13 protein-coding genes are annotated in these 15085 nt (G+C 74.4%); 11 read left to right on the forward strand and 2 right to left on the reverse strand.

The features are described from left to right. Positions 1–40: 40 nt before the first annotated feature. The 5 genes from SMD11_RS24255 (at position 41) to SMD11_RS24275 (ending at position 5760) form a co-directional block, all read left to right on the forward strand. Positions 41–280, forward strand: coding sequence for a hypothetical protein (locus tag SMD11_RS24255; RefSeq protein ID WP_087928448.1), 240 nt, complete (start codon positions 41–43; stop codon positions 278–280). Positions 281–299: 19 nt separating this feature from the next. After that, positions 300–1679 (forward strand): NYN domain-containing protein, encoded by a 1380-nt coding sequence (locus SMD11_RS24260; protein ID WP_087928449.1) that lies wholly within the window; start codon positions 300–302, stop codon positions 1677–1679. 272 nt (positions 1680–1951) lie between these two features. Next, positions 1952–3037, forward strand: a complete 1086-nt coding sequence (locus SMD11_RS24265) for an NlpC/P60 family protein (RefSeq protein ID WP_087928450.1) — start codon at positions 1952–1954, stop codon at positions 3035–3037. 249 nt (positions 3038–3286) lie between these two features. Then, entirely contained in the window at positions 3287–4342 is a 1056-nt protein-coding gene (locus SMD11_RS24270) for an NlpC/P60 family protein (protein WP_087930707.1), read from the forward strand. A 167-nt stretch (positions 4343–4509) separates the two neighbouring features. Further along, a complete protein-coding gene (locus SMD11_RS24275; protein ID WP_087930708.1) occupies positions 4510–5760 on the forward strand; it encodes a hypothetical protein in 1251 nt (416 codons plus the stop codon). Between the two features lie 107 nt (positions 5761–5867). Here SMD11_RS24275 and SMD11_RS24280 read toward each other — a convergent pair whose 3' ends face one another. Beyond that, positions 5868–7142, reverse strand: a complete 1275-nt coding sequence (locus tag SMD11_RS24280) for a glycosyltransferase 87 family protein (RefSeq protein WP_418952473.1) — start codon at positions 7140–7142, stop codon at positions 5868–5870. Between the two features lie 181 nt (positions 7143–7323). Here SMD11_RS24280 and SMD11_RS24285 point away from each other — a divergent pair, with 181 nt between their 5' ends. Next, positions 7324–8466 (forward strand): glycosyltransferase family 4 protein, encoded by a 1143-nt coding sequence (locus SMD11_RS24285; protein ID WP_087928451.1) that lies wholly within the window; start codon positions 7324–7326, stop codon positions 8464–8466. 82 nt (positions 8467–8548) lie between these two features. On the opposite strand, the gene SMD11_RS24290 is transcribed toward SMD11_RS24285, so the two are convergent. Further along, a complete protein-coding gene (locus tag SMD11_RS24290; protein WP_087928452.1) occupies positions 8549–10345 on the reverse strand; it encodes an AMP-dependent synthetase/ligase in 1797 nt (598 codons plus the stop codon). A 269-nt stretch (positions 10346–10614) separates the two neighbouring features. Here SMD11_RS24290 and SMD11_RS24295 point away from each other — a divergent pair, with 269 nt between their 5' ends. The 5 genes from SMD11_RS24295 to SMD11_RS24315 all read left to right on the forward strand — a co-directional run bounded on the left by SMD11_RS24295 (position 10615) and on the right by SMD11_RS24315 (position 15024). Then, positions 10615–11388 (forward strand): metallophosphoesterase family protein, encoded by a 774-nt coding sequence (locus SMD11_RS24295; RefSeq protein ID WP_087928453.1) that lies wholly within the window; start codon positions 10615–10617, stop codon positions 11386–11388. 104 nt (positions 11389–11492) lie between these two features. Further along, positions 11493–11945 (forward strand): SRPBCC family protein, encoded by a 453-nt coding sequence (locus SMD11_RS24300; RefSeq protein ID WP_087928454.1) that lies wholly within the window; start codon positions 11493–11495, stop codon positions 11943–11945. A 135-nt stretch (positions 11946–12080) separates the two neighbouring features. Continuing rightward, a complete protein-coding gene (locus SMD11_RS24305; RefSeq protein ID WP_087928455.1) occupies positions 12081–13382 on the forward strand; it encodes an ArsA family ATPase in 1302 nt (433 codons plus the stop codon). An 89-nt stretch (positions 13383–13471) separates the two neighbouring features. Then, a complete protein-coding gene (locus SMD11_RS24310; RefSeq protein ID WP_087928456.1) occupies positions 13472–13972 on the forward strand; it encodes a DUF5304 domain-containing protein in 501 nt (166 codons plus the stop codon). Positions 13973–14082: 110 nt separating this feature from the next. Continuing rightward, entirely contained in the window at positions 14083–15024 is a 942-nt protein-coding gene (locus SMD11_RS24315) for an ROK family glucokinase (protein ID WP_087928457.1), read from the forward strand. Positions 15025–15085 lie beyond the last annotated feature (61 nt).

Raw genomic sequence — 15085 nt, forward strand, 5'->3', positions numbered from 1 at the left:
GACGACAGACCGACGACAGACGAGGACGGACGGCGACACCATGGGCGTTCCCCAGCCGACGGCGGAGACCCGCTGGCGCTGCACGCTGTGCGGCAATCTGACCCGGTTCGACGTGACGCGGTCGACCAAGGCCGTGGAGTACGTGCACCTCGACCTGGCCGGTGAGCCTCGGGTGGAGGAGCGCGAAGTGGTCAGTGAGACGATCGAGTCCGTGCGGTGCCGGTGGTGCAACGCGGTCGACCAGATCGAGCTGGTGGACCGGCCGGGCGCGAGCGCCTGAAGAACGGGAGCAGTGAACGGTGGTTGAGCATACAGGCGGCGCGGACGCGGCCGGTGAACCCGAGGACACCGGTGGGCCGGACGGTGTCGCCGAGGTGCTCGACCGACCCCTGCCCGAAGGCGTCAGGCGCCGGGTCATCGGGCTGGTCGCGGAGGCGTTCGGGGGGCTGACGGTCACCGAACTGCCCGCCGCGCTGCGCCAGTACGCCCGGTTCACCGCGAGCCGCCGCGCCAAGTTCGCGGGCAACGCCATGGCCGCCGCCGTGGAGAACGACGCGGCCTTCCGGCAGCGGATCTCCGCCCGGCTGCGGGAGACGGGCTCCGAGCTGGCCGAGGCGCTGGACGCCGGTTCGCCGCCCGCCGCCGCGGACCCGGAGGACGTCGCGGCCATGGCCTACGTGCTGCGGCCCGCCGGCTGGGTCAAGCTGGTCACGGCCGCCGGCGAGGAGGCCCAGCGGGCGAGCGCCGAGCGGGCCGGCGAGGAGGCCCAGCGCGAGCTGCGGCGGCTGCGCGAGGAGCTGGCCGAGGCCCGCGCCGAGGCCCGTACGGAGAACGAGCGCGTGCGCGCCGAGCTGGAGGCCGCGCGCAAGGAGACCGACGCGCTCCAGCGCAAGCTGCGCAGCGCGCAGAGCGACGTGCGGCGCGGCGAGGCCGCGCTGCGCAAGGCGGAGGCCGAGCTGGAGGGCGTGCGGACGGCCGGCGCGGCCGAGAAGGCCGCGGCGCTGGGCGAGGCGCGGCGGCTCAAGGCGCGGCTGTCGGAGACCGAGGCGGCGCTGGAGGCCAGCCGCCGGGCGACCCGCGAGGGCCGCAGCGTGGAGGACATGCGGCTGCGACTGCTCCTGGACACCGTCCTGGACGCGGCCCAGGGGCTGCGCCGCGAGCTGGCCCTGCCGCCCGCCTCGACGCACCCGGCCGACACGGTGGACGCGGTGGAGCCGGGCCGGATGACGCCCAAGGACATCGCCACCCGCGCGCTGTCGGAGACCGACCCGGCCCTCCTCGACCAGCTGCTGGCGCTGCCCCAGGCGCATCTGGTGGTCGACGGCTACAACGTCACCAAGACCGGCTATCCCACGATGCCGCTGGACAAGCAGCGGCTGCGGCTGCTGGGCGGGCTCGCCATGCTGGCCGCGCAGACCGGCGCGGAGATGACCTGTGTCTTCGACGGCGCCGAGCTGGCGGCGCCGGTGCTGCTGGCGCCGCCGCGCGGGGTGCGGGTGCTGTTCAGCAAGCCGGGCGTCACGGCCGACGAGCTGATCCGCCAGCTGGTGCGCGCCGAGCCGCCGGGCCGCCCGGTGGTGGTGGTCTCCACCGACCGCGAGGTGGCCGACGGGGTCGCCAAGGCGGGTGCGCGCCCGGTGGCGTCGGCCCTGCTGCTCAAGCGACTTGCCCGTACCTGATCCGGGGCCCCGGCCGTGTGCGACGGGGCCCGGCGGGGGCTTCCAAGGTGCCTGAACGTCAAATTCCGCTTACCGGCTGTGTCCTGTCGGTAAAGGATGGCCTCATGAGGCGAGATTTTTCTCATGAGGATTTGAACGGATCATATGAGGGTCACTAATGTCGGGCCTCGAACCTTCGCGCGGTAGATCATCCATTCGGGGTGACGGCGAGGGTCCCGCCGCGACCGTGGATCCCGCGTGCCGGGCGGCCGAGGAAGAAGGAGCCCGTCTCCGTGGCGTCCCACCGTCGTCCCAAGCAGCCGGGCCGCACCCGGGTGACCGTGCTCACCGTGACCGCCGCCGCTGCCGTCGCCCTCTCCGCCCAGTCCGCCAGCGCGGACGAGGCGACCAAGGCGGACGTGAAGTCCAAGGTCGACAAGCTCTACGAAGAGGCGGAGCAGGCCACCGAGAAGTACAACGGGGCCAAGGAGAAGCAGGAGAAGCTCGACAAGCAGGTCGGTGACCTCCAGGACAAGGTCGCCCGCGGCCAGGAGGAGCTCAACAAGCTCCGCAACAGCCTCGGTTCCGTCGCCACCGCCCAGTACCGCGGCGGCGCCATCGACCCCTCGCTCCAGCTGCTGCTCTCCTCCGACCCGGACAGCTTCCTGGAGAAGGCCTCCACGCTCAACCAGCTCAGCGCCCGGCAGGCCGACACCCTCAAGCAGATCGCCGAGAAGCAGCGCACGCTCAAGCAGCAGCGCCAGGAGGCGACCGGCAAGCTCAAGGACCTCGGGGAGACCCGTAAGGCCCTCGGGGAGAAGAAGGAGGAGGTCCAGGGCAAGCTCGCCGAGGCCCAGAAGCTCCTCAACACCCTCACCGCCAAGGAGCGCGCCGAGATCGCCGGCGAGGACGCCAAGGACGCCGGCGGCAAGGACGGCGCCAAGGGCGACGCCAAGAGCGGGGGCGGCTCGCGCGCCGGCCGCGGCGGCGAGAGCCGCCCGGACCTCGGCAAGGACCTGCCCACCTCGGGCCGCGCCGCCGCCGCGCTCTCCGCCGCGCAGAGCAAGATCGGCACCCCGTACGTCTGGGGCGCGACCGGCCCCAGCTCCTTCGACTGCTCGGGGCTGACCTCCTGGGCGTACGCGCAGGCCGGCGTCACCCTGCCGCGCATCTCGCAGGACCAGGCCAACGCCGGCACCCGCATCTACGACCAGAGCCAGCTCAAGCCCGGTGACCTGGTCATCTTCTACGGCGACCAGCACCACGTCGGCCTCTACGCGGGCAACGGCCAGACCCTGCACGCCCCCCGCTCGGGCACCAACGTGCGCTACGAGCCGATGGGGAACATGCCCTTCCAGTTCGGTGTCCGCATAGGCTGACCGGATACGGCCGAATGGCTGAGCCGCCGCCCGATCGGGCGAATCGCGGCGACCGCTGCTGACTCCACGCCCCGCCGGTGACCTGCGTCTCCGGCGGGGCGTCAAGTTTCCGGCGGGGAACGGTCTTTGAACCCGGGGTGAGCGCGCCGCTACTGTCTGGCGCGCGGTGCCTCGGCACGCCGTCCGCACTTCCCGGGCGGCCGGAGCGACCGCGCCCACCGGAAGCAGAGGAAGGGAGTGCGGCAGCCCGTGGCGTCCCACCGCCGTACCGCGCAGTCAGGTCTCACCCAGACCGTGCGGGCCACCGTCCTGTCCGCCGCCGTGGCCACCGCGGCGGCCACCCTCACCACACCCGCGGGCGCCCGCCCCGCGGGCGACGAGAGCCGGTCCCCCGGCACCGTCAAGGCACAGGTCGACAAGCTCTACGAAGAGGCGGAGCGCGCCACCGAGAAATACAACGCGGCGGACGAACGCGCCGACGACCTGCGGGAGAAGGTGGAGCAGGCCACCGACCGCGTCGCACGCGGCCAGGAACAGGTCAACCGGATGCGCGCCGCCCTCGGCATGATCGCCACCGCGCAGTACCGCAACGGCGCCGTCGCCCCCGCCCTCCAGCTGCTGCTCTCCTCCGACCCCGACGGCTACCTCGACCGGGCCGCCGCCCTCGACCGCGTCAGCGGCCGCCAGAGCGAGGAGCTCCGGGCGCTCACGGAGGCCCAGCGCACCCTGCGCCAGGAGCGGGCGGAGGCGGTGGAGGTCCTCGGGAAGCTGGAGGAGAGCCGCCGCGCCGTCGAGCGCCACAAGCGCGAGGTCGAGAAGAAGCTCGCCACGGCCCGCCGGCTGCTCAACTCCCTGCCCCGGCCGGAGCGGGCGGCCTACGCGCGGGCCTCGCGCTCGGACGGCGACGCCCGCACGGAGAACCCCCTCGCCGCGCTGCCCGACCTCGCCGCCGTGACCTCCTCGCGCGGCGCCGCCGCGGCCATGGCGGCCCGGTCGGCCGTCGGCTCCCCCTACGCCTGGGGCGCGACCGGGCCGAGCGCCTTCGACTGCTCCGGCCTGATGCAGTGGGCCTACGGACGGGCCGGGGTGGGGCTGCCGCGCACCTCGCAGGCGCAGCGGAACGCGGGACAGCACGTCTCCCTGGCGGAGGCCCGGCCCGGCGATCTGGTCATCTACCGCAGCGACGCCAGCCATGTGGCGATGTACGTGGGCAACGGCCAGGTCGTCCACGCGCCCTATCCCGGGGCCCGGGTGCGCTACGACCCGGCCAACATGATGCCCATTTCCTCCGTCACCCGGCCATGAGCGCGCCCTGAGCGTACGCCCGGGGGCGCGCGGCTCGTACGATGCGGGACGTGACGGGCCGGTGGTGGTGGAGCGGACGAGGGAGGGGACCCGGGGGTGACCCCGGGCCCGCGCGCGGGGCATGCCGCCGGGCGCACCGCCGGGCGGCGGCCTGGCTCGCCGCCGGTCTGCTGACGCTCCAGGCCCTGTGCGGCTGCGGGGCGCTCGGCCCCGGATCGGCGCCGGCCGTCCCGGACGGTGACCGTAAGGCCGTACGGGCACTGCTGGACCGGTGGTCCGCCGCGCTGCGCGACCGGGACGAGCGGGCCTTCCTCGCCGCCGTGGACCCGGCCGCCGAGGGCTACCGCGCGGAGCAGCGCCGGGTCTTCGCCAATCTCGCCGCCGTGCCGCTGGCCTCCTGGGAGTACCGCCTGGTGCGGACCGGCGGCTTCGCGCCCGCCCAGGGGGACGGCCGCCGGCTCGCCGCCGAGACCGAACTCAGCTACCGGCTGGCCGGTTACGACAAGGCGCCCGTCACCACCAAGGCCAGGCTGACCGTCGTCGAGCGCGCCGGCCGGTGGTACGTCACGGCCGAGGACGCCCCGCGCGGCGGCCGGCAGCTGTGGCAGCAGGGCCCGGTCACGGCGGTGCGGGGCGCGCGCAGCCTCGTCCTCGGCGTCGGCCAGGACCGGGCGCGCCTGGAGGCCCTCGCGGCCGCCGCCGACCGGGCGGTGCCCGCGGTGGCGGCGGCGTGGCGGGACGGCGGGCCGGGCGAGGGCGGGGGGGACGGCGGGGAGGGGCCGGGCGCGTGGCCCGGCCGGGTCGTCGTGCAGATCCCCGCCTCGGTGGAGCGGATGGCCGCCCTCCTGGACTCGCCCGTCTCCAACTACCGGGGCATCGCGGCCGTGACGACCGGCGAGGTCGGCGGCTCCGGCGAGGCCCCGGCCGACCGGATCATCGTGAACCCCGAGGCGTACGGGGCGCTCGGCTCCTTCGGCCGCCAGGTCGTCCTCACCCATGAGACCGCCCATGTCGCCACCCGGACCCTGACCTCGGCGGCCACCCCGCTGTGGCTCTCGGAGGGCTTCGCCGACTGGGCGGCCTACCGGGGCACCGACCGTACCGCCCGCCAGGCCGCGCCCGAACTGGCCCGCGCCGTGGCGGCGGGCAAGGCGCCGCGCGGGCTGCCCACGGACGCCGACTTCGGCTTCGCCGGCGAGTCCGGGCGGCTGGCCCGCGCGTACGAGGAGGGCTGGCTGGCCTGCCGGATGATCGCGGAGCGGTGGGGAGAGGACAAGCTCGTGGCGTTCTACCGGGGGGTGGGCGGGCACGAGCGGCGGTCGGGCGCGGTGGGGGCGGAGCTGCGGCGGGTGCTGGGCGTCTCGCAGGTGGAGTTCACGGCGGCGTGGCGGGCGTACGTGGAGCGGGAGCTGGGGTGAGGGGTGGTTGTCCCCTGCCCGCCCCTTCCTGTGACCGGGGGGCTTCGCCCCCCGGCCCGCGTTCCGCGCTTCGCGCGGTTGTCCTCAAGCGCCGGACGGGCTGGGATTCAGCCCGTCCGGCGCTTGAGGACCGGCGTCCGGGGCGGAGTTCCGGGGTCGGGGACGGGAGGGGTCGGGGAGAGCTCCGCGGGCTCCTCCTCTTCCTCCTCACCCACCGTCCCGCGCCACAGCCGCGCGCACGAGATCAGCGTCGCCACCACCAGCAGGGCGTTCCGCAGGGTCAGCGTCGCCACCCCCAGCTTGTCGCTCGCCACCACGTGCGAGAACCACAAGGGGAACTCCAGCTGCGTCAGCGGCGCGGCCACCAGCACCAGCGCGATCGGCAGCCCCTGACGCGTCGTCCGCATCGTCATGCACACCGCCGCCAGGCCGATCAGCCAGACCACGTACTGCGGGCTGATCACCCGGCTCGTCGTGGTGAACAGGAGCACGGCCGCGAACGCCGCGTCGTACGGGGTGCAGGCCGTGAACCGGCGCGCCCGCAGCCGCCACACCAGCAGCCAGCCGAAGGCCAGCACGCTCAGGCCCAGCGCGAGCCGGCTGACCGTGCGGACGTACGGGCCGAGGAACTCCACCGAGCCGTAGTTCAGCCGCGCGTGCCCGTGCCACCCGAAGTGCCGGCCCAGGTGGAAGACCAGCGACCCCAGCGACTCCACCTCCGTGCCCCGCTCCCGCTGGAAGGTCAGGAACGCCAGCGCCCCCGGCATCGTCACCGCGAACAGCAGCCCCAGGGCCGCCGCCGTGACCAGCGCGGTGGTCCACGCCGACCGGGTGCTGCGGCCGCGCGGCGTCCCCACCAGCAGCAGCACCGGCCAGACCTTCAGCAGCGCGCCGACCGCCATGAGCGCCCCCGCCGCCCGGGTCCGCCGGCCGACCGCCAGCAGCCCCGCGACGGCGACGGCCGTCACCATCACGTCATAGCGGGCGTAGACGATCGGACCCAGCAGCGGTACCCCCGCCACCCACACCCACACCCCCTTGGCGCTGCGCCGGCCGCCCCGCACCGCGTACAGCAGCAGGGCGAGGACCACCGCGTCCGCGAGGAAGCACACCACGAAGAACGCCGGGGCGTACTCCAGGAACGGCAGCAGCGCGGGGGCGAGCACGGCGAGCGCGGCGGCGGGCGGGTACTGCCACGTCACGTCGTCGTACGGGAACGTGCCGGTGCGCAGCACCCCGTACCAGCCCTGGTAGATCACCTCGATGTCGACGGAGACGTCCGACCCCGGCAGCACCCACACCCGGAACACGCACAACAGCAGCACGACCCGGGTGACGGCCCACACCGCGACCGAGAGCCGCAAACCAGCGCCCGCCATCATCCACCTCGCCCTTCACGGTCCTCACACGCCGTCCGCGCGCCGCTACTGGAAGGCATGATGCCCGCCCGGACCGCCCTGGCACGGTGACGTGGCGGTACACCGGCCCCGTTGCCGCCCGATCGCCCCCCGGGCGCCACCTCTCGGGCCGTGCGGCCGGGGCACCCGGTACTGTCGGGACGCGATGCACAAGACCCTCGTCGTCACCAATGACTTCCCGCCCCGCCCCGGCGGCATCCAGGCCTTCCTGCACAACATGGCCCTGCGTCTGGACCCCGCCGAGGTCGTCGTCTACGCCTCCACCTGGAAGCGCGGCCAGGAGGGCGCCGAGGCCACCGCCCGCTTCGACGCCGAACAGCCCTTCCAGGTCGTCCGCGACCGGACGACCATGCTGCTGCCGACGCCCCGCGTCACCCGCCGCGCCACCGAGCTGCTGCGCGAACACGGCTGTACCTCGGTGTGGTTCGGGGCCGCCGCCCCGCTCGGTCTGATGGCCCCCGCGCTGCGCCGGGCCGGCGCCCGGAAGCTGATCGCCACGACCCACGGCCACGAGGCCGGCTGGGCCCAGCTGCCCGCCTCCCGGCAGCTGCTGCGGCGGATCGGCGAGGGCACGGACACGCTCACCTACCTGGGGGAGTACACCCGGTCCCGGATCGCCGCCGCGCTGACCGACGAGGCCGCCGCCCGCATGGTCCAACTGCCGCCCGGCGTGGACGAGAAGACCTTCCACCCCGGTTCCGGCGGCGCCGAGGTGCGCGCCCGCCTCGGGCTCACCGACCGCCCGGTCGTCGTCTGCGTCTCCCGGCTCGTGCCGCGCAAGGGGCAGGACACCCTCATCCAGGCCATGCCCCGGATCCTGGCCGCCGTCCCCGACGCGGTGCTGCTGATCGTCGGCGGCGGCCCGTACGGCGACGACCTGCGGAAGCTGGCCGAGGAGACCGGCGTCGCCGACGCCGTCCGCTTCACCGGCCCGGTCCCCTGGGAGGAGCTCCCGGCCCACTACGGCGCCGGCGACGTCTTCGCCATGCCCTGCCGCACGCGCCGCGGCGGCCTGGACGTCGAAGGGCTCGGCATCGTCTACCTGGAGGCCTCCGCCACGGGCCTGCCCGTGATCGCCGGCGACTCCGGCGGCGCCCCCGACGCCGTCCTGGACGGCGAGACGGGATACGTCGTCCGCGGCGGCTCCCCGGCGGACACGGCGGACCGTGTCGTCACGCTGCTCGGCGACCCGGAGCTGCGGCGCCGCATGGGCGAGCGGGGGCGGAGCTGGGTCGAGGAGCGCTGGCGCTGGGACCTCCTCGCCGCGCGCCTGCGGGAGCTGCTGTAGGAAAAGGCGACGGGCGGGCTCTTCCGAGTCCCGCCCGTGCTGTGAGGCCGTGCCCGCGGCGGCCGGTGGCGCCGCGGCCGCGCTATGCGCGGTAGAGCGCCTCGATCTCGTCCGCGAAGTCCTTCGCCACCACGTTCCGCTTCAGCTTCAGCGACGGCGTCACATGCCCCGACTCCTCCGTGAACTGCGCCGGGAGGATGCGGAACTTACGGACCGACTCGGCCTTCGAGACCGCCGCGTTGCCGTCGTCGACGGCCTTCTGCACGGCGGCCAGCAGCGCCGCGTCGTCCGCCAGCTGGGCCGGGGTGGTGCCGGCCGGCTTGCCGTTCTCCTCCAGCCAGCGCGGCAGGAAGTCCTCGTCCAGCGTGATCAGCGCGCCGACGAACGGGCGGCCGTCACCGACCACCATGCACTCGGCGATCAGCGCGTGGGCCCGGATGCGGTCCTCGATCACGGCCGGGGCGACGTTCTTGCCGCCCGCCGTCACGATGATCTCCTTCTTCCGGCCGGTGATCGTGAGGTAGCCGTCCTCGTCGAGGGTGCCCAGGTCGCCGGTGTGGAACCAGGCGTCCGAGAGGGCCTCCTTCGTGGCCTGCTCGTTGTTCCAGTAGCCCTGGAAGAGGTGCTCGCCGTGCAGCAGCACCTCGCCGTCGTCCGCGATCCGGACGACCGAGCCGGGCAGCGGCTGCCCGACCGTGCCGATCTTCTGCCGGTCCCACGGGTTGAAGGCCGTCGCCGCGCAGGACTCCGTCAGGCCGTAGCCCTCCAGGACCGTGAAGCCGATGCCGCGGTAGAAGTGGCCCAGGCGCTCGCCGAGCGGCGCGCCGCCGGAGATCGCGTGCGTGGCCCGGCCGCCGAGGACGGCGCGCAGCTTGCCGTAGACCAGCCGGTCGAAGATCGCGTGCTTGATCCGCAGGCCCAGTGACGGGCCGGCCGGGTCGTCCTTCGCCCGGCTGTAGGCGATGGCGGTGTCGGCGGCCTTGTCGAAGATCTTGCCCTTGCCGTCGGCCTGGGCCTTGGCCCGCGCGGCGTTGTAGACCTTCTCGAAGACCCGGGGGACACCGAGGATCAGCGTCGGCCGGAAGGCCGCCAGCTCCTCGGTGAGGTTGCGGATGTCGGGGACGCAGCCCAGCTTGATCGGGGCGAGCATCGCCGAGATCTCCACCAGGCGGCCGAAGACGTGCGCCGTGGGCAGGAAGAGCAGCACCGAGGAGTCGCCCGTGTTGAACAGCGGCTTCAGCCGCTCCACCGCGTTCCCGCACTCGGCGAAGAACGCGCGGTGGGTCAGCACACAGCCCTTGGGGCGCCCGGTGGTGCCCGAGGTGTAGACGATCGTCGCGGGGGAGTCGGCGTCGGCCAGCGCGCTGCGCTCGTCGACCTCCTCGTCCGTCAGGCCCTCGCCCGCCGCGCGCAGCCGCTCGACGCCCCGGTCCTCGATCTGCCAGACGTGCTCCAGCGCCGGCAGCCGGTCCCGCACGGAGTCGACGAGCGCCTCGTGCGCCGCGGACTCGACGACGACGGCCACGGCGCCGGAGTCGCCGAGGATCCACTGGATCTGCTCGGCCGAGCTCGTCTCGTACACCGGCACGGTCACACCGCCGGCGCTCCAGATCGCGAAGTCCAGCAGCGTCCACTCGTAGCGGGTGCGGGACATCAGTCCCACCCGGTCGCCCGGCCGCACACCGGACGCGATCAGGCCCTTCGCCGCCGCCCGCACCTCGGCCAGGAAGGTGACGGCACTGACGTCCTCCCAGCGGCCGGCGACCTTACGTCCTATGACGGCGACGTCAGGGCGCTGCGCGGCGTTGCGGCGGATCAGATCCGTCAGGTTTCCGTCCGCAGGGACCTCGTAGAGGGCCGGAAGGCTGAACTCGCGCAAGACTGCTGCTCCTCGTCGGGCGCCGGCGCCGCCGCGTCTTCGAGGGGCGCTGCGTCGGCTGCGGTCCATGATCAGGCAAGGGGGGTAGTGGACTGCCCGGACGTTACCCACCGGTATCGCTTTCGAATAGGGGGTCACGCCGAGATGTTCTCTGCGTCACATGCCACGGGACTGCTCTGCGAACCCTAGCCCCTTCGTTCGGTGACCCGGAAGTAACCGCAGGTCGGGGCCCTTCCGGCGGGCCCGTCGCAGACTCTAGGGTGATCGGTATGCGAGGTGGCTTCAGGGTTCACGTGGTCAGCGACGTACACGGCAACAGCGAGGGCCTGCGCCGGGCGGGGGACGGCGCCGACGCGCTCGTCTGCCTGGGCGACCTCGTCCTCTTCCTCGACTACCACGACCATTCGCGGGGCATCTTCCCCGAGCTGTTCGGGGAGGCCAACGCCGACCTGATCGTGGAGCTGCGCACCGCCCGCCGCTTCGACGAGGCCCGTGACCTGGCCCGCGGCCTCTGGCAGGGGATCGACCGGAACGCCGCCATCGAGTCCGCCGTCCGCAAGCAGTACGCGGAGCTGTTCGCCGCCTTCCCCACCCCCACCTACGCCACCTACGGCAACGTCGACATCCCCCACCTCTGGCCCGAGTACGCCGCGGCGGGCACCACCGTCCTCGACGGCGAGCGGGTGGAGATCGGCGGCCGGGTCTTCGGCTTCGTCGGCGGCGGCCTGCGGACCCCCATGCGCACCCCCTACGAGATCGACGACGAGGAGTACGCCGCCAAGATCGAGGCCCTCGGCGAGGTCGACGTCCTCTGCTCGCACATCCCGCCCGACGTGCCCGAACTCTGCTACGACACCGTGGCCCGCCGCTTCGAGCGCGGCTCCTCCGCCCTGCTGGAGGCGATCCGCGCCACCCGCCCCGCCTACGCCCTCTTCGGCCACGTCCACCAGCCGCTCGCGCGCCGGATGCGGATCGGCGCCACGGAATGCGTCAACGTCGGCCACTTCGCCTCCAGCGGGACACCGTGGGTGCTGGAGTGGTGACGAGCGGCGCACGATAGCCTTCAGCGGCGGTCGTTCGAGGACCGAGCAGGCGCAGCACGGCAGGCCACAGCAGGCACAGGGACCGGTACGGAGGAGCCACGCAGATGGCGGAACACACCAGCTCGAGCATCACGATCGAGGCGACCCCTGCCGAGGTCATGGCGGTGATCGCGGACTTCGACCGCTACGCCGAGTGGACCGGCGAGGTCAAGCAGGCCGAGGTCCTCGCCCGCGACGAGGAGGGCCGCGCCGCCCAGGTGCGCCTGGTCCTCGACGCCGGCGCCATCAAGGACGACCACACGCTGGCCTACAGCTGGCCGGCGCCGAACGTCGTCAGCTGGTCGCTGGTCAAGTCCCAGATGCTGCGGCAGCTCGACGGCTCGTACAGCCTGGAGCCCGCGGCCGGCGGCAAGCACACCGAGGTGACGTACCAGCTCACCGTGGACGTCAAGATCCCCATGCTCGGCATGATCAAGCGCAAGGCGGAGAAGGTCATCATCGACCGCGCCCTCGACGGCCTCAAGCAGCGCGTCGAGAGCCAGGCGTCGGCCTCCTGACCCCCTTCTGACCGGCCGGACCCCCCACCGGCGTCCCGTCACCCCTCCCCACCCTTCTTCCTCACCTCCCTCACCGGCCGCCGGCCGACGGCCACGGCCCCCCGGGAACCACGCACCACTGCCGGAGGCTCCACCTTGCGTACGGTCCTCGTCACCGGTCCCGGCGGCGCGGGCCGCACCACGGCCGCCGCGGCCACCGCGCTCGCCGCCGCGCGCGAGGGGCGGCGCACCCTGCTCCTCACCCGCGACCGCGGCCCCGCCCCGGAGTCGGTGCTCGGCACCGCGCTGCCCCGGCCCGCCACCGGCGGGACCGGCGCGCCCTGGGCCGTACCCGTCGAGGCGGCCCCCGGCCTGCGGGCCGCCCGCATCGCCACCGGCGAGCACTTCGAGGACCGCGCCCGCGAACTCCAGGACCGCGGCGCCTCCCTCTTCGACCTCCTCGGCGCCACCCCCCTCGACCCCGAGGAGCTCACCGAACTCCCCGGCGCCGAACCCCTCGCCGTCCTCGCGGCCCTCCGCGCCGCCCACGCCCAGGACGACCGCTGGGACCTCCTCGTCGTCGACATGCCGCCCGTCCACGACACCGTGCGCCTGCTCGCCCTCCCCGAGCAGCTCCGCCGCTACCTGCGCCGGCTGCTGCCCCCCGAGCGGCAGGCCGCCCGCGCCCTGCGCCCGATGCTCGCCCAGCTCGCCGGCGTCCCCATGCCCGCCCAGCGGCTGTACGAGACCGCCGAGCGCTGGGAGGCCGAGCTCGCCGCCGTCCAGGACGTGATCGAGGCACCCGGCACCACCGTGCGCCTGGTCGCCGAGCCCGGCCCGCCCGCCGTCGAGGAGCTCCGCCTGGCCCGCGCCGCCCTCGCCCTCCAGGGCTGCCGCGTCGACGCCCTCGTCGCCAACCGGCTGCTGCCCGACCACTGCGCCGACGCCGCCGACCCCTGGACGGCCGGGCTCGCCGCCGAGCAGCACACCGCCCGCAAGGAGCTGCGCGAGGAGTTCCTCGTCGACGGCGTCACCGTCTGCGAGCTGCCCCACCTCGGCCGCGCCCCCCGCGGCCGCGCCGATCTCGCCGAACTGGTCGACCGCGCCCGCTCCACCACCGTCGGCCGCGGCGTCGTCGCCGGCCGGGGCCTGACCGACGAGCTCGACGGCTGGGGCACCCCGGACGACGGCCCGGAACCGGACACCTGGACCGTGGAGGACCGGCTGGCCACCGACGGCGTGCTGGTCTGGCGGCTCCCGCTGCCCGGCGCCCGGCGCGACGCCCTCGACCTCATACGCAGGGGCGACGAACTCATCGTCGGCGTCGGCCCGTTCCGCCGGGTGCTGCCCCTGCCGTCCGCGCTGCGCCGCTGCACCGTCTCCGGGGCCGGGCTGCGCGACGGCGCCCTGTGCGTGCGCTTCACCCCCGACCCCGCCCTGTGGCCCCGGCCCTCCTGAGCCCCGGCCGCCCTCCCGGGCGGCCCGTCCCGGACGCCTTTCCACCGTTCGGGTAACGTCGAAGGAAATTCCAGCCGTAGGAGTCCGCCATGAGCGATGCCAACGAGCGCCCCGCACCGCACGCGGAGCCCGCGTCCGACGCCTGGGAACAGGCCTGCGCCGAGGACCTCGCCGCCGAGCGGGCCCGCCGCCGTGAGCAGTACGGGCAGCCTCCCGGCAGCGCCGCCGAGGAGCTCCGCAAGCTCGTCGACGCCGTGGCCGAGAAGGTCGCGGCCTTCCAGCTGCCGCTCGCGGGCGCGGCCGCCCAGGACGTCGTCCAGCAGGTCGTCGCGCAGGCCAAGGCCGTGGTGGAGCCCGTCATCGAGCGCAACCCCGAGGTCTTCGACCACCTGGCGTCCGCCGGCTCCGAGCTGCTCGCCGCCTACCGCGCCGCCGTCCAGGGCCAGGAGGGCCGCTGGACCCGCGGCGGCTCCGCCGGGAAGCCCGCGGGCCCCGCCGGCGACGGGACCGGCGGACCGGCCGGAGGCGCCGACGGCCCCCGGGGCGACGACGGGACGCCGGGCGGGTCCGAGCGCATCGACCTCGACTGAACGTCCCCGGTCCCCCTTGGGCTTCCCCCTGGGCCATAAGGGCGCGGGAGGTCCCCCCACCTCCGGTACGGTGGGTCGCGGCGGGGTTCGAGCGAAAAACTGAGGGACACATGGGACTCACCATCGGGGTCGACATCGGCGGCACCAAGATCGCGGCCGGCGTGGTCGACGAGGACGGCAACATCCTCGCGACGTGCAAGGTGCCCACCCCGCCGACCCCCGAGGGCGTCATCGACGCCATCGCCGACGCCGTGCGCACGGTCAGCGCCGACCACGACGTCGAGGCGGTCGGCATCGGAGCCGCGGGCTACGTGGACGACAAGCGGGCCACGGTCCTCTTCGCCCCGAACATCAACTGGCGCCACGAGGCCCTGAAGGACAAGGTCGAGCAGCGCGTCGGCCTGCCGGTCGTCGTCGAGAACGACGCCAACGCCGCCGCCTGGGGCGAGTACCGCTTCGGCGCCGGCCAGGGCCACGACGACGTCATCTGCATCACCCTGGGCACCGGCCTCGGCGGCGGCATCATCATCGGCAACAAGCTGCGCCGCGGCCGCTTCGGCGTGGCCGCCGAGTTCGGCCACATCCGCGTGGTGCCCGACGGCCTGCTCTGCGGCTGCGGCAGCCAGGGCTGCTGGGAGCAGTACGCCTCCGGCCGCGCCCTCGTCCGCTACGCCAAGCAGCGCGCCAACGCCACCCCCGAGAACGCCGAGATCCTCCTCGGCCTCGGCGACGGCACGGTCGAGGGCATCGAGGGCAAGCACATCAGCGCCGCGGCCCGGCAGGGCGACCCGGTCGCCATCGACTCCTTCCGCGAGCTGGCCCGCTGGGCCGGCGCCGGCCTGGCGGACCTCGCCTCGCTCTTCGACCCGTCGGCGTTCATCGTCGGCGGCGGCGTCTCGGACGAGGGCGACCTCGTCCTCGACCCCATCCGCAAGTCCTTCAAGCGCTGGCTGATCGGCGGCCAGTGGCGACCCCACGCGCAGGTGCTCGCGGCGAAGCTGGGCGGCAAGGCCGGCCTGGTCGGCGCGGCGGACCTGGCCCGCCAGGGCTGAGCGCACCCCGGCCGCCCCGGCGGCCGGGACCCACGACGGCGATTTCCGGCGGTGCCGGCCC

The organism is Streptomyces albireticuli (assembly GCF_002192455.1).
GTDB lineage: Bacteria > Actinomycetota > Actinomycetes > Streptomycetales > Streptomycetaceae > Streptomyces > Streptomyces albireticuli_B.

What these genes read in the sequence shown, in the direction of transcription:
- SMD11_RS24310 (WP_087928456.1), top strand. Translation starts at nt 13,472, where the DNA reads ATGAGCGATGCCAACGAGCGCCCCGCACCGCACGCGGAGCCCGCGTCC.
- SMD11_RS24255 (WP_087928448.1), top strand. Translation starts at nt 41, where the DNA reads ATGGGCGTTCCCCAGCCGACGGCGGAGACCCGCTGGCGCTGCACGCTG.
- SMD11_RS24300 (WP_087928454.1), top strand. Translation starts at nt 11,493, where the DNA reads ATGGCGGAACACACCAGCTCGAGCATCACGATCGAGGCGACCCCTGCC.
- SMD11_RS24315 (WP_087928457.1), top strand. Translation starts at nt 14,083, where the DNA reads ATGGGACTCACCATCGGGGTCGACATCGGCGGCACCAAGATCGCGGCC.
- SMD11_RS24285 (WP_087928451.1), top strand. Translation starts at nt 7,324, where the DNA reads ATGCACAAGACCCTCGTCGTCACCAATGACTTCCCGCCCCGCCCCGGC.
- SMD11_RS24280 (WP_418952473.1), bottom strand. Translation starts at nt 7,142, where the DNA reads ATGATGGCGGGCGCTGGTTTGCGGCTCTCGGTCGCGGTGTGGGCCGTC.
- SMD11_RS24295 (WP_087928453.1), top strand. Translation starts at nt 10,615, where the DNA reads ATGCGAGGTGGCTTCAGGGTTCACGTGGTCAGCGACGTACACGGCAAC.